The organism is Streptomyces chryseus (assembly GCF_014650755.1).
Classification (GTDB): Bacteria; Actinomycetota; Actinomycetes; order Streptomycetales; family Streptomycetaceae; genus Streptomyces; species Streptomyces chryseus.
Genome location: NZ_BMVO01000007.1, coordinates 1 through 22,459, shown reverse-complemented (window position 1 = coordinate 22,459; position 22,459 = coordinate 1). Strand labels below are relative to the sequence as shown.

At 72.6% G+C, this 22,459-nt stretch carries 17 protein-coding genes; 9 read left to right on the top strand and 8 right to left on the bottom strand.

Going from position 1 to position 22,459, the window contains the following annotated elements; genetic code table 11:
* Window positions 1–142: 142 nt before the first annotated feature.
* A complete protein-coding gene (locus tag IE185_RS13635) occupies window positions 143–2,239 on the bottom strand; it encodes an N-6 DNA methylase (protein WP_189715296.1) in 2,097 nt (698 codons plus the stop codon).
* A gap of 199 nt (window positions 2,240–2,438) precedes the next feature.
* On the opposite strand from IE185_RS13635, the gene IE185_RS13630 reads away from it, so the two are divergent.
* Window positions 2,439–3,269 carry a DUF4190 domain-containing protein gene (locus IE185_RS13630; protein ID WP_138898779.1) on the top strand — a complete coding sequence of 277 codons (831 nt, stop codon included), beginning with the start codon at window positions 2,439–2,441 and terminating at the stop codon, window positions 3,267–3,269.
* Between the two features lie 195 nt (window positions 3,270–3,464).
* Here the strand turns inward: IE185_RS13630 and IE185_RS13625 are convergent, their stop codons facing one another.
* Together IE185_RS13625 and IE185_RS13620 are read right to left on the bottom strand one after the other, a co-directional pair.
* Complete coding sequence (locus IE185_RS13625; protein ID WP_138898778.1) at window positions 3,465–4,241, bottom strand: HNH endonuclease family protein; 777 nt, start codon at window positions 4,239–4,241, stop codon at window positions 3,465–3,467.
* Window positions 4,242–4,265: 24 nt separating this feature from the next.
* Window positions 4,266–5,141 carry an SCO6745 family protein gene (locus tag IE185_RS13620; RefSeq protein ID WP_138898777.1) on the bottom strand — a complete coding sequence of 292 codons (876 nt, stop codon included), beginning with the start codon at window positions 5,139–5,141 and terminating at the stop codon, window positions 4,266–4,268.
* 98 nt (window positions 5,142–5,239) lie between these two features.
* On the opposite strand from IE185_RS13620, the gene IE185_RS13615 reads away from it, so the two are divergent.
* Both IE185_RS13615 and IE185_RS13610 read left to right on the top strand, forming a co-directional pair.
* Complete coding sequence (locus tag IE185_RS13615) at window positions 5,240–5,812, top strand: TetR/AcrR family transcriptional regulator (protein ID WP_138908200.1); 573 nt, start codon at window positions 5,240–5,242, stop codon at window positions 5,810–5,812.
* A gap of 83 nt (window positions 5,813–5,895) precedes the next feature.
* Window positions 5,896–7,191: an SGNH/GDSL hydrolase family protein gene (locus IE185_RS13610; RefSeq protein WP_138896603.1), complete on the top strand. Its 1,296-nt coding sequence runs from the start codon at window positions 5,896–5,898 to the stop codon at window positions 7,189–7,191.
* A gap of 77 nt (window positions 7,192–7,268) precedes the next feature.
* Here the strand turns inward: IE185_RS13610 and mfd are convergent, their stop codons facing one another.
* On the bottom strand, window positions 7,269–10,799 hold the full coding sequence (gene mfd / locus IE185_RS13605; protein WP_138896604.1) for a transcription-repair coupling factor: 3,531 nt from the start codon (window positions 10,797–10,799) through the stop codon (window positions 7,269–7,271).
* 190 nt (window positions 10,800–10,989) lie between these two features.
* Between mfd and IE185_RS13600 the strand changes: the two genes are divergently transcribed.
* The gene (locus IE185_RS13600) at window positions 10,990–11,235 is read left to right on the top strand and encodes a type II toxin-antitoxin system Phd/YefM family antitoxin (protein WP_138896605.1); all 246 of its coding nucleotides are present in this window, start codon (window positions 10,990–10,992) and stop codon (window positions 11,233–11,235) included.
* Window positions 11,232–11,606 carry a type II toxin-antitoxin system VapC family toxin gene (locus IE185_RS13595; protein WP_138896606.1) on the top strand — a complete coding sequence of 125 codons (375 nt, stop codon included), beginning with the start codon at window positions 11,232–11,234 and terminating at the stop codon, window positions 11,604–11,606. The genes IE185_RS13600 and IE185_RS13595 overlap by 4 nt, the downstream gene beginning before the upstream one ends.
* 70 nt (window positions 11,607–11,676) lie before the next feature.
* Here the strand turns inward: IE185_RS13595 and IE185_RS13590 are convergent, their stop codons facing one another.
* Together IE185_RS13590 and IE185_RS13585 are read right to left on the bottom strand one after the other, a co-directional pair.
* Window positions 11,677–14,262 carry an ABC transporter permease gene (locus tag IE185_RS13590; protein ID WP_138896607.1) on the bottom strand — a complete coding sequence of 862 codons (2,586 nt, stop codon included), beginning with the start codon at window positions 14,260–14,262 and terminating at the stop codon, window positions 11,677–11,679.
* A complete protein-coding gene (locus tag IE185_RS13585; protein WP_138896608.1) occupies window positions 14,259–15,047 on the bottom strand; it encodes an ABC transporter ATP-binding protein in 789 nt (262 codons plus the stop codon). The genes IE185_RS13590 and IE185_RS13585 overlap by 4 nt, the downstream gene beginning before the upstream one ends.
* A 343-nt stretch (window positions 15,048–15,390) precedes the next feature.
* Between IE185_RS13585 and IE185_RS13580 the strand changes: the two genes are divergently transcribed.
* The 4 genes from IE185_RS13580 to IE185_RS13565 all read left to right on the top strand — a co-directional run bounded on the left by IE185_RS13580 (window position 15,391) and on the right by IE185_RS13565 (window position 19,785).
* Window positions 15,391–17,037: an MFS transporter gene (locus tag IE185_RS13580; RefSeq protein ID WP_373303722.1), complete on the top strand. Its 1,647-nt coding sequence runs from the start codon at window positions 15,391–15,393 to the stop codon at window positions 17,035–17,037.
* 237 nt (window positions 17,038–17,274) lie between these two features.
* On the top strand, window positions 17,275–17,661 hold the full coding sequence (locus tag IE185_RS13575) for a DUF485 domain-containing protein (RefSeq protein ID WP_189715207.1): 387 nt from the start codon (window positions 17,275–17,277) through the stop codon (window positions 17,659–17,661).
* Window positions 17,658–19,304 carry a sodium/solute symporter gene (locus IE185_RS13570; protein WP_138899379.1) on the top strand — a complete coding sequence of 549 codons (1,647 nt, stop codon included), beginning with the start codon at window positions 17,658–17,660 and terminating at the stop codon, window positions 19,302–19,304. Before IE185_RS13575 ends, IE185_RS13570 begins: the two co-directional genes overlap by 4 nt.
* Before the next feature lie 64 nt (window positions 19,305–19,368).
* Complete coding sequence (locus IE185_RS13565; protein ID WP_229843484.1) at window positions 19,369–19,785, top strand: thiol-disulfide oxidoreductase DCC family protein; 417 nt, start codon at window positions 19,369–19,371, stop codon at window positions 19,783–19,785.
* Window positions 19,786–19,804: 19 nt separating this feature from the next.
* Here the strand turns inward: IE185_RS13565 and IE185_RS13560 are convergent, their stop codons facing one another.
* The gene (locus IE185_RS13560; RefSeq protein WP_138899103.1) at window positions 19,805–20,698 is read right to left on the bottom strand and encodes a coiled-coil domain-containing protein; all 894 of its coding nucleotides are present in this window, start codon (window positions 20,696–20,698) and stop codon (window positions 19,805–19,807) included.
* Between the two features lie 256 nt (window positions 20,699–20,954).
* A partial coding sequence (locus IE185_RS13555; RefSeq protein ID WP_189715205.1) for an SUKH-4 family immunity protein occupies window positions 20,955–22,459 on the bottom strand: 1,505 nt, incomplete at its 5' end.

Below are 22,459 nucleotides of genomic sequence, written 5' to 3'. Positions count from 1 at the left end.
TACGTGGGGACAGACACTCGGTGCGGCACGCGCTCGACCAAGCGCTTTGAGCGTATACACCGACACCGACAACGGCCCACGGGTTGTACGGATCCGATGTGGCGCGGCTCACTCCGCCGTGTTCTCGTGACTCACTCGCGACTCACCGCGGCCGTACGGTCCCGTCCGTCAGGCCGTCGTACAGCCCCTGCACGAGCTGTTCGCCGAGGCGTCCCGCCTGCCGCAGGGCGTCCTCGAACTCCGCCAGGGTGCGGAAGCGTTCGCCGTACTGGAGCTGGTCGGCGAGCGGCAGCCGGGGCAGCTGGAGCCGGCGCACGTCCAGCCGGGTGGAGGTCGAGGCGTAGCTGCTGGCCTGGCGGTTGTTGGCGGTGCCGCGCAGGAAGCCGGCGAGGAACCAGGGGTCGAGGGCCGCCGGATCGGGGCGCAGCAGCTGGAGGCTGCGGCCGAGGGCGGCGCCCGCGGTCGTGTCGTCGACGACACGGACGACCGAGCCGCCGCCGAGCACGGGCACCACCACGTCGCCCGCTTCGACGAGCACCGGGTCCTCCGCCGGGCCTTCGGGGAGGCTGCCCGAGGGCGCAGCCCCGCCGAGCACGTCCTGTTCGGTGAGGACCCGTTCCCCGGAACCGGCTCCCGCGCCGCCCGCGCGCAGCACCAGGGCGCCCGCCCTGGCGAGTTCGCCGACGGTGGTGGTGGGCCAGCGCGGTGGTCGCGCGGCTTCCCCCGCCGGGGGCGTGAGCGCGGTGGTCTGCCGCAGTGTCTCGGCCAGCCGCTCCCGTACGACGGCGAGTTCGGCGGCGCCTCCGCCGGCGGCCGGGGGCGGCAGGTGGCGGGCGGGGGCGAGGTCCACGTCGTCGTCGAGCAGCTCGATCACGGACACCGAGCGGCTGACGCCCGGGCGTCCGGCGACGGTGCCGTCGCGGTCGAAGGTCTGCCAGGTGTCGAGGACGGCGCTGTGCAGGGCCTGCCAGTCGAGCTTGTCGCGGCCGGCGGCGGAGAGGTCGGCCGTGTCGACGAGCAGCAGTTCGTGGGACGGGCGGCCGCCCGGCGCGGGCTTGCGCAGGACCCACAGGTGCAGCGGGATGCCGTACGGGGGCGCGGCGCCGGCCGGGAGCGACACGACGGCGCGCAGGGCGCCCCGGCGCAGCAGGTCGGCGCGGATGCGGCGGCCGGAGCGGCGGGAGGCGGCGGCGGGCGGCATCAGGAGGACGGCGGTACCGCCCTCGCGCAGCCGGGCCAGTGCGTGCTGGACCCAGGCGAGTTCGGACTCCGTGCGGGCCGGGAAGCCGTACTCCCAGCGGGCGTCGTAGGCCAGCTCGTCGTGGCCCCAGTTGCGTTCGTTGAACGGCGGGTGGCAGAGCACGGCGTCGGCGGCGACCCGCGGGAAGGCGTCGGCGCGCAGGGAGTCGGCGGCGGCGACGCGGACTTGGCCGCCGCCGCTCTCGGTGTGCAGGGCGAGGCGCAGGGCGGCGAGGGCGGCCAGGTCGGGGTCGCTGTCCTGGCCGTGCAGGGCGCGCCCGTCCTGGGCGCCGGCGGGGCCCGCTCCGTCGGACTGCGCGTCGGTGGACTTGGCCCCGGCGCCCTGTGCGACGGCGCGCAGCAGCGTGCCGGTGCCGCAGGCCGGGTCGAGGACGGTACGGGCGGGGCCCGCGAGGGCCGCCATCAGGGCGGCGGGGCCGGGCGGGGTGAGGGTGTACTGGCGCGGGTTGGCGTCGAGGTGGCGGCCGAGCAGGAACTCGTACGTCTGGCGCGCGCCGAGCTCGGCGGCCAGCTCAGCAGTGGCGCGCAGCAGAGGTACGGAGGGAACCAGCGCGGACGCGTCCGGGGTGTGAACAGCCCGGTGCGGGCCGAAGCGGGGGGCGAGGACCTCCCCCAGCGCGGGCGACAGGAGTGCGGCCAGCTTCTCGTCGGAGACGGCGGAGAGCTGGAGCCACGCGGTCGGCCTGTCGCGTACGAGCAGGAGCACGCAGCCCGCGTGGATCAGGGCGGTCACGGCGCCCGCCGGGTGGCCGGCGAGCTGCTGCCAGACCCGCTCGCGCAGCGGCACCTCGGCGATTTTCCCCTGGTCGCGCAGCCACTGCTCGACCGCCGGGAGGGCGAACGAAGGGCTTGTCTCGGTGCCGCCGACGGGTTTGGGGAAGTCCGGGTGGCGGCGGCGCCAGTTGCTCACGGCGGCGCGGCCCACCCCGGCGAGCCGGGCGATTCCGGCGGCGGTCACCTCTGCTGCGTTGTCCGACACCGGCCGGCTCCCCTCGTACACCTGCACCTGCTTGTGCACCGAGCATACCCGCGCACACAAGACAGCCCGCTTCACGACGTGAACCCAAGTGGATGCGTGAATCGTGTTGACTCGGTTCACAAGCTCTGCTGTGATTGACCCATCGCAGCAGAACGGGGCGGCAAGGCAGTCCCGCACACCCCTTGTCCGGAGGACATCCATGTCTCAGTACACGCAGCAGCCTCAGTTCCCGCAGGCTCCGACGCCGGCCGCGCAGGCCCGCAACGGCCTGGGCACTGCCGCCCTGATCCTCGGCATCATCGGCGCGCTGTCGGGTCTGATCCCGTTCTTCTTCTGGCTCGCCGGCATCCTCGGCATCATCGCCCTGGTCATGGGCCTGGCCGGCCGGGGCCGCGCCAAGCGCGGCGGGGCCACCAACAAGGGCGTCGCCCTGGCGGGCGCCATCCTGGGCCTGATCTCGCTGATCATGTCGGTGGTCGGCGCGGTCATCCTCTTCAAGGCCGTGGACGACGCGGTGGACGACATCAACAAGGCGACCAGCAGCTCGTCGGCGACCAAGGAGTCGGGCGACGGCAGCGCGAAGAGCGACGGCAAGAACAAGGGCAAGAAGGGCAAGGGTGGCGCCGCGGGCGAGGACGCCGAAACGCTGGCGGCCGGTGACTCGGCCGTCTACGAGGACAAGCTGACCGTCACCGCGTCCGCCCCGGAGCCGTACACCCCCGGCGAGTACGCCATCGGGCACACCAAGGGCAACAAGGCCTACAAGGTCACCGTCGTCATCGACAACGCCGGCACGAAGAAGTTCGACGCCGCGCTCGTCACCGCCGAGGCCCGCGCCGGCGCCGAGGGCGTGAAGGCCGAGCAGATCTTCGACGAGAAGGTCGGCGAACTCTTCACCGGCACGCTCGCCCCGGGCAAGAAGGCCACCGCCGTGTACGCCTTCGACACCCCGGCCGACGCCGAGAACCTGGTCGTCGAGATCTCCCCGGACTTCTCCCACGACGCCTCGCAGTGGGACCTGAAGCTCTGACCACCCGCACCACCAGCACTACCCGGCCCCACCACAGACCGTCCGGCCCACTCGCGCACCCCCCGCGAGTGGGCCGGACACTTTTCCGCGCGCGGACGCGCCTCAACGCCGCACGCCTCACACCACAGCGCCCCAACGCCTCAGCGCTCCAACCCCACAGGGCCGCGACACCTCGGCGCTCCACCACCTCGGCCCTCAGCCTCCGAAGCGGGCCGGGGCGTCGGTCGGGCCGCCGGCGGCGGGCAGTCGTTCGCCCGGGCAGCGGGACAGCACGCGCCGCATGGCGTCCCGTTCTGCGCCGGTCACCCACAGCTCGTACTTCTTCTTCACGGCCACCTGCCGGGCCACGTACACACAGCGGTACGCCTTGTTCGCGGGCAGCCAGGTCGCCGTGTCGCCGTCGCTCTTGCGGCGGTTGGCGGAGGAGTCGACGGCCAGCAGGTTGAGCGGGTCGTTGGCGAAGGCGACCCGCTTGCGGCGCTGCCACTTCTGGGCGCCCTTCTGCCAGGCGTCGGAGAGGGCGACGACATGGTCGATGTCGACCTTGCTGCGTCCGCGCACGAACTCCACGCGCCGCCCGGTGTACGGGTCCTCGGTGAGCGTTCCGGCGGCGACCTCGCAGTCCGCTCCGCCGCCGCGCCTGATCCGTACGTCGGCCAGGTCGCGTTTCAGTATGTCGTCGCGGGTCCCGCACCCGTTGTCGTCGGTGTCCGCCCAGGCGCTGCCGAACGCCTCCCGCTCGTAACCGGTCCTGGGCGCGCGCCCCTTGACGGTGAGGGCCTCGGCGGCGGCGAGCGCCGAGCCGGCCGCGCCCGGCTTCCGGCCGCCGTCGTTTCCGCCCACCGCCTCCGGTGTGCAGCCGGTGACGGCGAGAGCGGCGGACAGGGCGGCTGCGGGGAGGGCCGCCCGGAACGCGCGCACCCGCGTCGGGGTGCGTATCCAGGCGGTCCGTCGGGGCGCGTCGGTATGCATGCCGTCCAGAATCCCACGGGCGTACTACACCTTGCCGATGCCCAGCGTGTTCTCGGACGGCAACAGCCCCGAGCCCAGCACCTCCACCCACAGCGGCCCCAGCAACTCCCCCAGCCGCGCGGTCCCTTCCGGCCCGAGGGCCCGCCAGGGCGCGGCGGCCAGCTCGTCGGTGACCCGCTCGACCTCGGCGCGCAGCGCGCGTCCCGCCCCGGTGGCGGCGCCCCCGGCGTCCAGCAGCCCGCGCGCGACGAGCCGTTCCCGCGCGGCCGTCCACTCCTCGTCGCTCCAGCCCCGGCTGCGGAACGTCTGCGCCGACGCCGCTCCGATCCCCGCGAAGCTCACCAGCGCCTCGACCGGGTCGAGTCCGGCGGTGAGCAGCGCCGCGAGGTGACCGTCGCCGCGGTGCTCGCGCAGGACGGTCGCGGCCTGCCACAGCACGAGGTGCGGGGCGTCGGGCCAGGGCAGCGAGGCGTTGGCGGCGGCGAGCGGCCGGCCCGCGGTGTCCGCGGCCTCGGCGGCCCGGCGGGCCAGAACGGCGGCCTCGGCGATCTCCGGCCCGTCGACCCGCTCCCCGAAAAGGGCGCGGTACGTCCCGTCCATCCCGCGCAGCCGTGCGGCCAGGGCGTCGGCCGGGTCGGCGCCGCCCGGTCCCGCCGGGACGTACTCCGCGACCATGCGCGGGCTGAAGCTGTAGAACGCGGCGGTCACGACCCCGGCGCCCACGGCCCCCAGCGGCGCGCGGCGCCAGGTGAAGTAGCTCGGCCAGCGGACGTCCGTCGCGCAGCCGAGCTTCTCCGCTTCCGCGAAGACCTCGGGGGCGTAGTAGAGGACGGCGTGCAACGGCTCCAGCAGGTGCCACATCTGCCGCACGCGCCCCAGTTCCACGACATGCCCGCCCATGGCTCCTCCTCCGACCGCGACGCTTCATCTAGACATCGGCAAGATTGCCTCGCCCCACTCAACTTGTCAACGTCTAGATTCGGCGTAGTCTGCTGGCCATGACCAGCCGCGACACCTACCACCACGGCGACCTGCGACGGGCCGTCCTCACCGCCGCGCTCGACGTCATCCGCACCGAGGGCCCCGCCGCCCTGTCGCTGCGCGACCTCGCCCGCCGCGCGGGCGTCTCCCACGCCGCCCCCGCCCACCACTTCAAGGACCGGACGGGCCTGCTGACCGCCATCGCCACCGAGGGGTACGACCTGCTGGCCGCTGCGCTGTCCGACGCGACGGACCTGCGCGACGCCGGCGTGCGGTACGTCCGTTTCGCAGTCGCCCACCCGGCGCACTTCCAGGTCATGTTCCAGCCGGACCTTCAGCGAGCCGAGGACCCGGAGCTGCAGGCCGCGAAGGCACGTGCGTACGAGCGACTGCGCGCCAAAGTCGCCGGGCTCACCGGCGACCGCGTCGGCGACCCGGAACTGACCGGCACCGCCGCCTGGTCGATCGCACACGGCTTCGCCACTCTCCTCCTGACCAACAACCTGGACCGCTCCCTGGGCGGCCGCGCTCCGGAGGACGCCTTCTGGGCGGTGGCGGACGCGATGTTCGGCACCGGTGGCGGGGAATAGCCGAAGACGCTCAGCGCTTGACCCTGTCGCGTGCACGCGATCAACGACACGGACATCGGAAAGCATCGACAGGGGCGGGACGCATGACAACGACAACTTCCTTACGGCGTACGGGCGCGGCACTGTTCACGGCGGCCGCACTGGCGGTCCTGCCGGTCGTCGGACCGCACGGTCCGACCGGTGCCGCCGCGGCCGCTCCCGCGGCCGCCGAACGGCACGGCGCGCAGTGGCAGGGCGGCTGGGCCGCCTCCCCTCAGGCGCCGACCGCGCCGTTCGCGCCCAACTGGTCGCCGCAGGGCTTCGACAACCACACGGTGCGCCAGGTGGTGCGGGTCACCACCGGCGGCACCAAGGCCCGTATCGAGCTGTCCAACCGCTACGGGAGCACTCCGCTGCGCATCACCGGCGCGACGGTGGCCCGCACGGCCGAGGGCGCCGCCGTACAGCCGGGTTCGGTCCGGCACCTGTCCTTCAACAAGGGGCGCTCGGTGACGATCCCCGCGGGCGGCCGGGCGACCAGTGACGGGGTGCCGCTCAAGGTCAGGGCCCTGGAGTCGCTCACGGTGACGCTGTACCTGGCGGAGCCCACCGGGCCGGCCACCTTCCACCACTTCTCCGCCGCCACCAGCTACCGCGCCCACGGCGACCACCGGTCGGACCGCGGCGGCGCGGCGTTCGAGGAGAGCAGCGACTCCTGGTACTACCTCACCGGCGTCGAGGTCACCGGCGGCAGGACGGCCGAGCGGCGCGACGCGGTGGTGACCTTCGGCGACTCCATCACCGACGGCGTCGGCTCCTCCCCGAACGCGAACAACCGCTACCCCGACGAGCTCGCCGAGCGCTTCGCCGCCGCCGGGAAGCCCCGCGGCGTCCTCAACCACGGGATCGGCGGCAACCAGGTCACCAACGACACGTCCTGGGCCGGGGAGAAGGGCATCGCCCGCTTCAAGGAGGACGTGCTCGGCGAGCCGGGCGTAGGCACCGTCATCGTCCTGGAAGGCATCAACGACATCGGGGGCAGTGGTCCGACGTTTCCCGGCGGCCCCACCCCGGAGGTCTCCGCCGGGCAACTCATCGACGGCCACCGCTCGTTGATCCGTCAGGCGCACGCCAAGGGCATCACAGTGGTCGGAGCCACGCTGACCCCGATCGAAGGGTCGTTCTACGACGACGAGGCAGGGGTCAACGAGGCCAAGCGCCAGGCGGTCAACCACTGGATCCGCACCTCGGGCGAGTACGACGCGGTGGCCGACTTCGACCGCGCCGTGTCCGGACCCGACGGCGCCATCCGCCCCGCCTACGACTCGGGCGACAAGCTGCACCCGAGTGACGCCGGGTACCGCGCCATGGCCGACGCGCTGGACCTCGACTCCCTCTGACGGACCCGCCCGCCGAATCCGGGCAGCTGTGCCCGGTCCCACGGGGGGACCGGGCACAGCCCGCCGGCCGGGGCGGGCTAGGACCCCAGGATCGTCGTCAGGAACTCGCCGGTCCACGCCAGCAGTTCGCGTCCCACCACCGGCTTCCCGCCGATCTGACCGGTGGTCGGGCGCGGCACCAGGATCTGGTGCGTGGCCGGCTTGAGGACCGTGCGGGGGTAGAGACGCTTGAGGCGCAGCTCCTGCGACTCGCGCAGTTCCACCGGGCCGAAGCGGACGTTGGGCCCGGCCAGGGTGATGTCCGCGACGCCGCAGGCCCGCGCCAGCATGCGCAGCCCCGCGACCAGCAGCAGGTTCTCCACCGGCTCGGGAAGCTTGCCGTAGCGGTCGGTGAGTTCCTCCCGTACGGCCCTGATGTCCTCCTCGGAGTTCGCCGAGGCGATCGCCCGGTACGCCTGGAGACGCAGCCGCTCGCCCGGCGCGTAGTCGTGCGGAACGTGCGCGTCCACCGGCAGCTCGATCTTCACCTCCAGCGGCGGCTCCTCCTCGGCCTGGCCGTCCACCGCCGCCCGGTAGTCCGCGACGGCCTCGCCGACCATGCGGATGTACAGGTCGAAGCCGACGCCCGCGATGTGACCGGACTGTTCGCCGCCCAGCAGGTTGCCCGCGCCCCGGATCTCCAGGTCCTTCATGGCGACGTACATGCCCGCGCCCATCTCGGTGTGCTGCGCGATCGTCGCCAGCCGCTCGTGCGCGGTCTCCGTCAGCGGCTTCTCCGGCGGGTAGAGGAAGTACGCGTAGCCGCGGTCGCGGCCACGGCCCACCCGGCCGCGCAGCTGGTGGAGCTGGGAGAGGCCGAAGTTGTCACCGCGCTCGACGATCAGGGTGTTGGCGTTGGAGATGTCGATGCCGGACTCGACGATCGTCGTCGAGACCAGTACGTCGAACTTCTTCTCCCAGAAGTCGACGACCACCTGCTCCAGCTGGCTCTCGCCCATCTGGCCGTGCGCCGTCGCGATCCTCGCCTCGGGCACGATCTCGCGGAGCTTGGCCGCCGCACGGTCGATCGACTCGACCCGGTTGTGGATGTAGAAGACCTGGCCCTCGCGCAGCAGTTCGCGGCGGATCGCGGCGCCGATCTGCTTCTGCTCGTACGGGCCGACGAAGGTCAGCACCGGGTGGCGCTCCTCCGGCGGCGTCGTGATCGTCGACATCTCGCGGATGCCGGTGACGGCCATTTCGAGCGTACGGGGGATGGGGGTCGCGGACATCGTCAGCACGTCGACGTTGGCGCGCAGCTTCTTCAGCTGCTCCTTGTGCTCGACGCCGAAGCGCTGCTCCTCGTCGACGATGACCAGGCCCAGGTCCTTGAACTTCGTCTCGGACGAGAACAGCCGGTGCGTGCCGATGACGATGTCGACCGAGCCCTCCCTGAGGCCCTCCAGGGTCGCCTTCGCCTCGGTGTCCGACTGGAAGCGGCTCAGCGCCTTCACGACGACCGGGAACTGGGCGTACCGCTCGGAGAACGTGCCGAAGTGCTGCTGCACCAGCAGGGTCGTGGGGACGAGGACGGCGACCTGCTTGCCGTCCTGGACCGCCTTGAAGGCGGCGCGGACCGCGATCTCCGTCTTGCCGTAACCGACGTCGCCGCAGATCAGGCGGTCCATGGGGACGGACTTCTCCATGTCCTCCTTCACCTCGGCGATGGTGGACAGCTGGTCGGGCGTCTCGACGTACGGGAAGGCGTCCTCCAGCTCGCGCTGCCACGGGGTGTCCGGGCCGAAGGTGTGGCCGGGGGCCGCCATGCGCGCCGAGTACAGCTTGATCAGGTCGGCGGCGATCTCCTTGACCGCCTTCTTCGCGCGCGCCTTCGTCTTGGTCCAGTCGGCGCCGCCGAGCCGGTGCAGGGTCGGGGCCTCGCCGCCGACGTACTTGGTGACCTGCTCCAGCTGGTCGGTGGGGATGTAGAGGCAGTCGCCGGGCTGGCCGCGCTTGGCGGGGGCGTACTCGACGAGCAGGTACTCGCGGGTCGCGCCCTGGACGGTGCGCTGGACCATCTCGATGTAGCGGCCGACACCGTGCTGCTCGTGGACGATGAAGTCGCCCGCCTGGAGCGTCAGCGGGTCGATGGTCTTGCGGCGGCGGGCCGGCATCCGGCCCAGTTCCTTGCTGGCGGTGCGCTGGCCGGTCAGGTCGGTCTCGGTCAGTACGGCCAGCCGCAGACCGGGGTCGACGAAGCCGTTGTCGATCGAACCGCAGGCGACGTGGACGACCGACGGGGTGATCTCGGCGAGGTCCGCCTCCAGGCGGGCCGGGATGCCCTCGCCGCCGAGGACCTCGGCGGTGCGGGCCGCCGGGCCGTGGCCCTCCGTGATGTAGACGGTGCGCCAGCCGTCGGCCAGCCAGCCCTTGGTGTCGGCGAGCGCTCTCGCCGTGTCGCCCCGGTACGCCTCCGGGGCGTGCATGCCGAGTTTGAGCGTGTCTTCGGACAGCTCCTCGTCGGCGGCGAACGGGGCCACCGACCACCACAGCATGTCCAGCTCACGGGCGCGTTCCCGGACGTCCGCGATGCCGCGCAGCGAGGCCGCGCCCACGTCGATCGGGGCGTCGCCGCCGCCCGCCGTGGCCGCCCAGGACGCCTGCAGGAACTCCTGCGAGGTCGCCACCAGGTCCGCCGCCCTGGTCCGCACCCGCTCCGGGTCGCAGACCAGCGCCATGGAGCCCTTGGGCAGTACGTCGAGCAGCAGCTCCATGTCGTCCACGAGCACCGGGGCCAGCGACTCCATGCCCTCCACGGCGATGCCCTCGGCGAGCTTGCCGAGCAGCTCGCCGAGTTCGGGGTGGGCCTCGGCGAGGGCGGCGGCCCGCTCCCGCACGCTCTCGGTCAGCAGCAGCTCGCGGCAGGGCGGCGCCCACAGGCCGTGCTCGGCGACTTCGAGGGAACGCTGGTCGGCGACCTTGAAGTACCGGATCTCCTCGACGTCGTCGCCCCAGAACTCCACGCGCAGCGGGTGCTCCTCGGTCGGCGGGAAGACGTCGAGGATGCCGCCGCGCACCGCGAACTCGCCGCGCTTCTCGACCAGTTCCACGCGGGAGTACGCCGCTGCCGCCAGCGCCGCCGTGATCTCCCCCAGGTCCGCGCTCCGCCCGGTCCGCAGCGCCACCGGCTCCAGGTCCCCCAGGCCCTTGACCTGCGGCTGGAGCACGGAGCGTACGGGCGCGACGATGACGCTCACCGGGCCGGCGGACGGGTCGTCGGCGTGCGGGTGCGCCAGGCGGCGCAGGACGGCGAGGCGGCGGCCCATGGTGTCGCTGCGCGGCGACAGGCGCTCGTGCGGCAGGGTCTCCCACGACGGGTAGTCGACGATCCCCTCCTCCGGCAGCAGGGTGCGCAGCGCGGCGGCCAGGTCCTCGGCCTCGCGGCCGGTCGCGGTGACGGCGAGCACGGTACGCCCGGTCTCGCGGGCCAGCGCGGCCACCGCGAAGGGGCGTGCGGCGGGCGGGCCGACCAGGTCGATGTGCATGCGGTTGCCGTCGGTGGCGGCCTTCACCGCTTCGGCGAGCGCCGGGTCTCGTACTACGGCATCCAGCAGACCGTGCAGGCTCATGAAGGGTTTCCGTCCGGGTAACGAGGTGGACAACGCGAAGGACCCGACACGTCGCACGGGCCGGGGGCTCCAGCCTACGACGCGGGTGCGTCACCCGCGCGAGGGAGCGCTGTGGCTCGGACGGCCGAATCGGCGCTACGCTGGATCCGACGTTAGTCCGCCTTAGTCCCCGGCTCCCTGTGAGGCAGTCATGGAAGCAGCCCGGCAGTACAACGTCCACGAGGCGAAGACCCACTTCTCGCGGATACTGCAGCAGGTCGAGACCGGTGAAGAGATCGTCATCAGCCGGGCCGGCCGGCCCATCGCCAAGGTCGTGCCGCTGCGCCCCAAGGCCGACCGGACCGATTACGGCGCGCTCAAGGGCCAGATCCACATCCACGACGACTTCGACGAACTGCCCGACGACCTCGCCGAAGCCTTCGGGATGCGTGGATGAAGCTGCTCCTCGACACGCACGTCGTCCTCTGGTGGCTGAACGCCTCACCCGAGCTGTCCACCGGCCTCAGAGACCTGCTCCGTACCGAACCCGAGGTGTACATCAGCGCCGCGACGCCATGGGAAATCGCGATCAAGCATTCCCTCGGAAAACTCGACGGCACTGGAAACCTGGCCGAAAGGGCCAGGGACCTCCAGTTCACGCCGCTGCCCATCACCGCAGCTCACGGGGTGCGCGCCGGCAGGCTGCCGTCGCACCACCGGGACCCCTTCGACCGCATTCTCGTCGCCCAGGCGCAGATGGAAGATCTCACGCTCGTCACCCGCGACAAGTCGATCCCGCAGTACGACGTACAGGTCATGGCGGCCTGACCAGAACAGCGGCCCGGCCCCGGAGTGTCCACAAGGAACACCTCCGGGGCCGGGCCCTGTGACCACCGCGCTACTCCGTGGCGATCGCGTTCAGTACGTTCATCCGCCCCGCCCGGAACGCCGGGACCAGGGCCGCGAACAGTCCGACGAAGGCCGAGCCCACGAAGACGGTGAGGATCGTCGTCCACGGGATCTCCAGGACCCCGAGCCCCTCCAGCGCCAGCAGTTTCTGGGCTGTCGTGCCCCAGCCCATGCCCAGGCCGAGGCCGAGCAGGGCACCGAAGAGGGCGATGACCACGGACTCCATGCGGATCATGCGGCGCAGCTGGCGGCGCGAGAGCCCGATGGCCCGCATCAGGCCGATCTCCCTGGTGCGCTCGACGACCGACAGGGCGAGCGTGTTCACCACACCGAGCACCGCGACGATGATCGCGAGCGCCAGCAGGCCGTAGACGATGTTGAGCAGCTGGCCGACCTCGTCCTTGAGGCCCTGCTTGAAGTCGGTCTGGTCCTGCACCGTGAACTGCGGGTAGTCGGCCAGCGCCTTCTTCAGTCCGGCGTACGCGGCCTTCTCCTTGCCGTCCACCGCCTTCGCGAACATGATCATGTTCGGCGGCACCCGGTCGGCCGGGAGGTACTGGGCGGCGGTCGTGACGTTGGTGTACATCGCGCCCTTGTCGACGTTCGACTCGTCCGAGGTGATCGCCGCGATCTTCAGCTTGGCGCTCTCGCCGCCCGTGAACGCGACGGTCATCGTGTCGCCCACCTCGACGCCGTGCCGCTCGGCGTAGTCGCTGCCGACCGACATGGCGTTCTTGCCGTACGCCGCGGCCAGCTCACCGGCGACGGTCTCGCGCCGCAGGTCCTGCGCGTACGTCGGGTCGGCGGCGACCAGTTCCTCGGTCTCCTTCTTCCCGTCGGGAGCGGTCAGCTCGGCCTTGATCATCTTGTAGCTGGTGACGTGCTCGATGTCGGGGGCCGCGCGCAGCGCCTTCTCGGCCTTGGGCACGATCGGGCCGCTGGGGCCACTCTGGATGATGAAGTCCGCCCCGACCGACTTGTCGAGCTCCTGCGTGGCCGAGGCGACCATCGAGGACCCGACGACGGAGAGGCAGGCCACCAGGGCCAGGCCGATCATCAGCGCGGCGCCCGTCGCTCCGGTACGGCGCGGGTTGCGCAGCGCGTTGCGCTCGGCCATCCGGCCCACGGGGCCGAACATCCGCAGCAGTACGGCGCTGATCGCCCGTACCACCACGCCCGCCAGGAGCGGGCCCACGACGATGAAGCCGATCAGGGTGAGCACGACACCGCCGCCGAGGAGCAGCGAGCCCTCGCTCGCCTGGTCCGCCTGGGTGGTCAGGTAGAGCAGCAGGGCGCCCGAGCCGGTCAGGACGAGACCGATCGAGGCCCGTATCCAGCCGGCCCTGCCGTCCGCCGGGGTCCCGGCGTCGCGCAGGGCGGCCATCGGCGAGACCTTGCCGGCCCGCCTTGCGGGGATGTAGGCGGCGACGACGGTGACGACGATGCCGAGCGCGAGACCGACGACCGGGGTGGTCCAGGCCACGGTCAGGTCCTTGGTGGACAGCTCCATGCCCATGGAGCCCATGAGCTGCATCAGGCCGACGGCGAGGCCGACACCGGCGCCCACGCCGAGGATCGAGCCGACGACGCCGAGCAGCAGGGCCTCCACCAGCACGCCCCGGTTGACCTGGCCGCGGCTGGAGCCGATGGCCCGCATCAGGCCGATCTCACGGGTGCGCTGGGTGACCAGCATGGAGAAGGTGTTGACGATGAGGAAGATGCCGACGAGGAAGGCGATCCCGGCGAAGCCGAGCATCGCGTACTTCATCACGTCGAGGAAGGAACCGACGTCCTCACGGCCCGAGTCCGCCGCCTCCTTCGCGGTCTGGAGCTTGTACGGGCCGCCGGCGGCGCCGTCGAGCGCGGTGGCGACGTGCTGCTTCAACCGCGTGTCGGCGACGCCCTCCTCGGCGGTCACGGAAATGTTCGTGAAGGCGTCCGGCCTGCCCAGCAGCTTGCGCTGCGCGGTGGCGGTGTCGAAGTAGACCACGGTCGCGCCCGGGTTGGTCATCTTGAACGACGCGATGCCGGAGATCCGGGACTCGATGTCGCCGGTGACGGCGATGGTGCGCAGTGCGTCACCGAGCTGCAGACCGTGCTTCTCGGCGGTGTCGGCGTCGACCATCACGTCGGTGGGCCCGCGCGGGGCGTGCCCGGACGTGATGTCCATCGACTTGAGGTCGTTGCGCGTCCAGTTGCCGGCGATCGTCGGCGCGCCGTTGTCGGAGCCCATCTTCTTGTTGGCGGCGTCGACGACGGTCACCGACATGCTGACGACGGCGCCTTCGGCGGACTTCACACCGTCCGCCTTCGTCACCTGCTGGACGAGCGAGGCGGGGAGCGCCTCGGGCCTGCCGGTGCGCGGGCCCTGGTCGTCGTCCTCGGCGGCCTTGGGGCTGACGGTGACATCGGCCGAGGTGGCGGCGAAGAGCTTGTCGAACGTGGTGTTCATGGTGTCGGTGAACACGAGCGTGCCGCACACGAACGCCACCGAGAGCAGGACCGCCACGGCGGACAGCGCCATGCGTCCCTTGTGCGCGAGGAAGTTGCGCATCGAGGTCTTGACGACGGTCATGACGTCCGCCCGCGCGCGTCGAAGTCCTTCATGCGGTCGAGGACCTGGTCGGCGGTGGGCGAGAACATCTCGTCGACGATCCTGCCGTCCGCGAGGTAGAGCACCCGGTCCGCGTACGAGGCGGCCACCGGGTCGTGCGTGACCATGACGATGGTCTGGCCCAGCTCGTCGACGGACTTGCGCAGGAAGTCCAGCACCTCCGCCCCGGCACGGGAGTCGAGGTTTCCGGTCGGCTCGTCCCCGAAGATGATCTCGGGGCGCGCGGCGAGGGCCCGCGCCACAGCGACGCGCTGCTGCTGTCCGCCGGACAGCTGCGTGGGCCGGTGCCTCAGCCGGTCCGCGAGGCCGACCGTCTCCACCACCCGGTTCAGCCACGCCGCGTCGGGCTTGCGGCCCGCGATGTCCATCGGCAGCGTGATGTTCTCCAGGGCGTTCAGCGTGGGCAGCAGGTTGAACGCCTGGAATATGAAGCCGATCCGGTCCCTGCGCAGCTGCGTGAGCTTCTTGTCCTTGAGCTTGGTGATCTCGGTCTCGTCGAGGTGGATCTCGCCCGAGGTCACGGTGTCCAGGCCGGCGAGGCAGTGCATCAGGGTGGACTTGCCGGAGCCCGACGGGCCCATGATGGCGGTGAACTGCCCCCGGTTGATGTCCACGTCGACGTGGTCGAGCGCGACGACCCGGGTCTCCCCCGACCCGTACGCCTTGACGAGCTGCCGCGCCCTCGCGGCAACGGCCGTACGCCCTCCAGTGCCCCCGTGCCTGGGAATGGTCATAGCCGTTGTCACGGTGAATCTCCTCAAGTGTGAGCCGCGCGTCGTTCGGCGGCGGTCGAGTACGTCGAGTCTGGCGGCCGGAAACCCCCCGCACACTGGTGCGCATCTCCGTATTCGCCCTGGTGCCAGCCCCACCCCCGTGGTGCGGCGGCCCGTAGGACCAAGCTAAAGAACGGCCGGGTCGTCCTCGTCCTCCACCGGGACGAACACCCCCTGGGCAGAAATAAGGAGAAGCCCCTAGGGGCTGTCCACCCCCGGGTGGACCCCGACTCCGGGCAGCCCGCACCCTCCCCCTGCGTGACCTGCGAGTGAGAAGGTGTCGTGGGCCAGATACGTGCACGGTGAAGGGATCTTGGTGAGCGGCGCCGGAAGCAGTGCGGGCAAGGCGGGGAGTACCGGCGGCACCGGAAGCACGAACGACGCCGCAGGCGGTGGCGGTCCGGCGCCCGCCGGCCCGATACCCGGCGGCGGTCCGGCGCCCGCCGCCCCGGACGCCCGCCGCGGCCCCGTCGTCGCCGCGCTCATGCTCGGCATGGCCCTGGCCGCACTGGACGGCACGATCGTGTCGACCGCCGTCCCCCAGATCGTCGGCGACCTCGGCGGCTTCGCCGTCTTCTCCTGGCTCTTCTCCGGCTACCTCCTCGCCGTCACCGTCACCCTCCCCGTGTACGGAAAGCTCTCCGACACCTTCGGCCGCAAGCCGGTCCTGATCGCCGGCATAGCCCTGTTCCTCCTCGGCTCACTGCTCTGCGCCTGCGCCTGGAACATGGCGAGCCTGATCGCCTTCCGCATCGTCCAGGGCCTGGGCGGCGGCGCCATCCAGGGCACGGTCCAGACGATCGCCGCCGACCTCTACCCCCTCAAGGAACGCCCCAAGATCCAGGCGAAGCTGTCCACCGTGTGGGCCGTGTCGGCCGTCGCGGGCCCGGCGGTCGGCGGACTGCTCGCGGCGTACGCGGACTGGCGCTGGATCTTCCTCATCAACCTGCCCGTCGGCGCGATCGCCCTCTGGCTCATCGTCCGCCACCTGCGCGAACCCGCCCGGCCCGGCGCCAAGGACCGGCCTGCCCCCCGCATCGACTGGGCGGGCGCCCTGGCGGTCTTCGCCTGCGGCGGCCTGCTGCTCTTCGCCCTCGTCCAGGGCGGTGTCGCCTGGCCCTGGCTCTCCGCGCCCTCGCTGGCGCTCTTCGGCGGCAGCGCGCTGCTCGCCGCGCTCACCGTCGTCATCGAACGCCGCGCCGCCGAACCGGTCATCCCCGGCTGGGTGTGGCGCAGGCGCACCATCGCCGCCGTCAACCTCGCCCTCGGCGCACTGGGCCTGCTCATGGTCGCGCCGACCGTCTTCCTCCCCACCTACGCCCAGGCGGTCCTCGGACTGGGCCCGATCGCCGCCGGTTTCGTCATGTCCGTCATGACGCTCAGCTGGCCGCTGTCCGCGGCGCTCAGCCAGCACGCGTACACCCGCATCGGTTTCCGTCTCACCGCGATCATCGGCATCTCCTGCTCGACGCTGATCCTGCTCGCCTTCCCGCTGCTGCCGTTCCCCGGCGCGGCCTGGCAGCCCGCCCTGATCATGCTGCTGCTCGGCGCGGCGCTCGGGCTCTTCCAACTCCCCCTGATCGTCGGCGTGCAGTCGACGGTCGGGTACGCGGAGCGCGGTACGACAACCGCTTCCGTACTCTTCTGCCGCCAGGTCGGCCAGTCCGTCGGCGCGGCGCTCTTCGGCGCGATCGCCAACGCCACCCTCGCGTCCCGGCTCGCCGCCGCCCCCGACGGCATCCGGCACGGCCTCCCCGGCGACCTCGACTCCGTCTCGCACGCCCTGGCCGACCCCGGCTCGCTCACCACGGAGGCGGCCGACTACCTGCGCCGGGCGGTGGACACCGCCGTCGACCACGTCTATGTCGGCGCGGCCGTGGCGGGCTTCCTCGCCCTGCTCGCCCTGGTCTTCGTGGCGCCGCGCCGCTTCCCGGTCATCACCGAGGAGACGCCGTCGGACTGAAAGCACCCCGACACCCCGCGCCTACCACCGGTTACCAGCAGTAAGAATGAACAACGCTCTTCTTACCCGAGGTAACCAGCGGATCCTCGCGCGAGTTCGTACGAAAGACTCCCCGCCGCGCATACCGCTGGGTAACGTACGCGACCCCACCAGCGCCCCGCCGCCGCTCCCCCGGCCCCGGACGCGCTTCTCCCTGCAGTCCGCTCGGACCCAGCCGCGCAAGGAGCAAGCACGCACATGTCGCACTACCCCGAATACCTCTACCCCTGGCAGAGTTCCCCGCCTGCCCCGCCGCTGCCCCCGGCGCCCGCCCCCACGCACCCGACCGTGCCCGGCCACCACGGCGATCTGCGCAGGCTCCGCTCGGCGTACCGGCGGCTGCGCCGCGTGGCCACGCTCACCGCCCTCGGCTACTTCACGCTCTTCCTCGTCCTCTCCGGCTTCGCGCCCGGCCTGATGGGCGGCGAACTGCCCGGCGGCCTCACCACCGGACTCCTGCTGGGCCTGTGCCAGCTCCCCGTCACCCTCGCGGCCATCGCCGTGTACGAGCGGTCCGCCCGCCACCGCGTCGACCCGCTCGCCGCGCACCTGCGGGGACAGAGCCGCGAGCGGCGCACCCCATGACCGGATTCAGCGAGTCCGCCCAGGAGGCGTCCCTCGTCGCCTTCATCGCGGTCGCCACCGTGACGCTCCTCCTGTGCGTCATGACCGGCCCCGACCGCGACGACCTCGCCGAGTTCTACACCGGCTACCGCTCCCTCTCCCCCCTGCGCAACGGCCTCGCCATCGCCGGCGACTACATCTCCGCCGCCACCGTCCTCGGCACCATCGGCGTCATCTCCCTCACCGGCTACGACGGCGTCGTGCTGGCCCTGAGCACCGCGCTCTCGCTCGTCCTCCTGATGTTCCTGCTGGCCGAACCCCTGCGCAACGCGGGCCGGTTCACCATGGGCGACGCCTTCGCCCGCCGCGCGCCGAGCCGCGCCGTACGGATCACCGCCGGCCTGGTCACGCTCGCCGCGCTGCTCCCGATGATGGTCGTCCAGCTCGCCGGGGCCGGCGACCTCCTCGCCTTCATCCTCGGCTTCGACAGCTCGGGCTTCCGGACGGGCTGCATCGTCGTCCTCGGCGTCCTGATGATCAGTTACGCCGCCATCGGAGGTATGAAGGGCACCGCGCTCATCCAGATCATCAAGACCGTCTTCCTGCTCGGCACGGGCGTGGTCCTCGCCGTACTGGTCCTGGGCCGCTTCGACTGGAGTACGGCGCGGCTCCTCGGCGCGGCGAAGACCGGCAGCGGCGCGGGCGACGCCTTCCTGCGCTCGGGGCTCCAGTTCGGCGGCAGCGGACTCGACATGATCAGCTCCGAGCTGACGGTCGTGCTCGGCGCCGCCTGCCTGCCGCACATCACGATGCGCATGTACAGCTCGCGCGACGCCCTCGCCGTACGGCGGTCGATGTCCTGGGCGGTGTCGGCCGTGGTCTTCTTCTGCCTGCTCATCGCCGTGATCGGCTTCGGCGCCGCGGCGCTCGTCGGCCGGGGGCCGATCATCGCGTCCGATCCGCAGGGCAACACGTCGATCCTCCTGGTCAGCCAGGCGCTCGTGGGCGGCGGGTCGTCCGCGCTCGAAACCCTCGTCTTCACCTCGGTCACCACGGCGATCTTCCTGACCCTGCTCGCCTCGGTGGCCGGCATGATCCTGGCCTGCGCGAACTCGCTCGCCCACGACCTCTTCGCCCACGGCCTGCGGCGCGGGTCCTCCCCTTCGGACGACGCCACGGAGATGGCGCTGGCGAGAGCGGCGGCGGTCGGCGTCGGCGTCCCCGCGATCCTCCTCGCGGTCCTGGCCCGCCACGGGAACGTACAGCCGCTGGTCACCCTTTCCTTCTGCGTCGGCGCGTCCGCACTGGCCCCGGCCCTCGTCTACAGCCTCTTCTGGCGCCGCTTCACCCGGGCCGGCCTGATGTGCACCCTCATCGGCGGGACGCTGTGCGTGATCGTCCTGATGACCGGCACCAACCTGGTCTCGGGCTCGCCGCACGCGGTCTTCCAGCGCCACGACTTCAACTGGTACCCCTTCACCACCACCGGCCTGGTGTCGATCCCCTTCGGCTTCTTCATGGGCTGGCTGGGCACGTTCCTGTCCCACCGAGGCCGGGGCGAACAGCAGCGCCGCCAGTACGAGGCGGTGGAGGCGTGGATCCTGGCGGGCGCGGGTGAGGGCGGCGGGGGCGCGGGTGAGCTGGGCAAGCCGCCGGCGGGGTAGGAGGGCGGGGGCCGCCTCGCGGTGTGCGGGGGGTGTTCGCGGCCGCGACGGGCACCATGGACTCATGCGGACCATTCCGGCGATGCGGACCCTGCGGACCGAACCCGTGCTCGTGTACGACGGCGACTGCGCCTTCTGCACCACCTCGGCGAACCTGGCCGAGCGGTGGGTGCGGCCCCGGTGCGCGATGACGCCGTGGCAGTTCGCGGATCTGGGCGCCCTCGGCGTCACGCGGCGGCGGGCCGAGTACGAGGCGCTGTGGGTGACGCCCACCGGCGCGGTGCACGGCGGCGCGCAGGCCGTCGCCCGACTGCTGCTGAGCGCGGGGCGGGGGTGGGCCGTACTGGGCGCGCTGCTGACGCTGCCGCCACTGAGCTGGGCGGCCCACGGGGTGTACCGGCTGGTCGCGAACAACCGCGGCCGCCTCCCGGGCGGCAGCCCGGCCTGCGCACTCCCGCCCGACCGCCGCCCGCCTGCCTGATCCGGCGCCGCCCCGGGGTTCAGCCCTCCGCCGGGGCCCGGCCGGTCAGGGTGGCCAGGCTGGTGCGTACGTGGGTCATGTGGGCCTGCATCTCGTCGCGCGCGTCGTCGTGCTCGCGCAGGACGCGCTCGGTGTCCCGTACGACGCGCTCCTCACGCACCCGCGCCTCCGCGAGCAGCTCGGCCGCCCGCGCCTCCGCGTTCTCCTGGCGGTGCCGGGCCGCCTCCTCCGCCTCGACCAGGGCCCGCTTCGCGTCCGCGAGACCGCCCTCGGCGCGCTCGGCCAGTTCGGCGTGACGGGCGTGCAACTCGGCCGCCCGGGCGGCGAATTCACGCTCGGCGCTCTCCCAGCGCTCCGTGTGCGCCCGCTCCTGGTCGGCGAGCAGGCCCGCCGCGCGCTGCCGCGTCTCCTTCAGCGCCGCGAGGGCCTCGGTCCGCCACGCCTTCACGTCCTGACGCGCCCCGGTCCTGGTCTCGTCGGCGGTGCGCTGGGCGCCGAGCAGGATCTGCCGGGCACGGGCATCGGCGTCCGCCAGTACCGTCTCGGCGTGCGTCCGGGCCGCGTCCCGGACGGCGGCGGCCGCCGCCGCGGCCTCGTCGCGGAGGGCCTGCGCCTGATCGCGTGCGGTGGCGGCCAGCTCCGCCGCCTCCTCCTCGACCACGGCGAGGAGATGCTGGGCGCGCTCGCCCAGACTCTCGTACGTCTGCGGAGCGAGCCCGTCGGCCTGTTCGCGCACGCGCGCCGCCTCGGCCTCCATCTCCTTGCTGAGGACGGTCAGACGTGCGGCGCGCTCCCACGCGGCGTCGCGTTCCTGGGAGAGCCCGGTGGCGTACCGCTCCACCTGGTCCGGACGGTAGCCGCGGCCCCGTCCGGCGACGAAGCCGTGAGGTGACGGTGAAACCGATGCACTCATCCTGGAAGCCTCTCTCCGACGCGCAACACAATCCGTCGCAATCTTGGCGGATCAGGTTCAAGCGCTCAAAACCCGACACTCCGCCCGACCGTCCGGTCAAGGATGCGCCAATTGCCGCCAGAAGTCGGAATCGAGGCGCCCTCGCGCGGCGCGCCCAAGAGCTTTTCGGCCGCCGGCTCCATCCCACGGGAGCACGAAAGGGGGCGCCAGGCCTGTCCCGCAGGCCGAGCGCCCCCTGTCCCGCTCCGACGGACCGTCAGAGCAGGCCGTCCCACATCTGCTCCAGCAGCACCGACCACCAGCTCTCCGGCGACGCCAGCGCCGCCGGGTCCAGCGCGGCCAGCTGCGCCTGGAAATCGACCGTCCAGCGGCCGGCCTGCTCGGGCGTCAGGCCGAAACGCAGCCGCCACATGTGGCCGAGCAGCGCCAGCGAACGGGTGAACTCCGGCAGCCCGGTGTTCACGAACTGCGGCGGCACGGGCTGACCGCCCGGCCCCGCCTCCACCGGCACGGCCACGATGTTCGCCGTGCCGTACTGCACACAGATCGCCCGGCCGAAGTCACTGCCCATGACGAGGTACGAGCCCGCGTCCGACGCCGGCTGAACCCCGCGCTGCGCCGCCAGCTCCGCGAGCGTCGGCACCGGCTGGCCGGGCACCGCCTGGGCCCAGAAGAACGGCCCGAAATCGACGGGCAGTCCCGCCCAGACGAGCGTGCGCGCCACGATCTCCGGTACGCCCTGCCGCGACACCGCGGCCTGGTCGAAACGGAAGACGCCCTGCGGCCCGAAAGCTCCGAGCAGTTCGTGCGCGACCCCCTCGGGCGGGATCGGCGGCGCCTGCATCAGCTGCCCCGGGGGCGGCAGCGGCACCCGCACCGGCGCGGGGCGCGCCGGGCCGTCCGCCACCTGGTGCAACTCGCCCTGGTGGGTGAGCAGATGCCGCATGCCCTGGCGGCGTACGGCGTGCTCCTTGCCGTACGGCGCCACGCTCGTGATCCGCACCTGCGGCCAGGTCTCACGGATCATCCGGGCGCAGTAACCGCCCGGCAGCTCGCAGGACTCAAGCTCCGTGTGCAGCTCCAGCACCTGCTGCGGCGGCACATTCATGGCGCGCAGCTCGTGCAGGATCTGCCACTCCGGGTGCGGAGTGCCGGGCGCCGAGCGGCGGATGAGCTGCTGCTCGCTGCCGTCCTGGGCGCGGTAGCGCAGTACGGCCTGGTAGCCGGGGCCGACCGTCGGCAGCCCGGTCGGCTGGGGCTGCGGGTAGCCGTAGCCCTGGTGCTGCGGAGGCGGCGCCATGGGCGCGCCGCCGGGCGGCATGCCGGGCGGCCCGGGCGGCCCGGGCGGCTGCGGGGCACCGGGCGGCGGACCGGCCGGGTTGGGGCCGGCCAGCATGGTGGCAGCGTGATGCACACCCCCGCCGGGCGGGCCGGGGGGCTGGGGGGCACCGGGCGGGCCGGGAGGGCCGGGGGGCTGAGGTGCCCCGGGCGGGCCGGGGGGCTGGGGGGCGCCGGGCATGCCGCCGCCCTGGCTCGGGTCGGCGAACATCGTCGCCGCGTGATGCACACCGCCACCGGGCGCGCCGGGAGGACCGGGCGGACCGGGAGGCGCGGGCTGGCCCGGAGCACCCGGCGGACCGGGAGGCGCGGGCTGGCCCGGAGCACCCGGCGGACCGGGAGGCGCGGGCTGGCCCGGAGCACCCGGCGGACCGGGAGGCTGCGGAACCCCGGGCACGCCGCCGCCCTGGCTCGCGTCGGCGA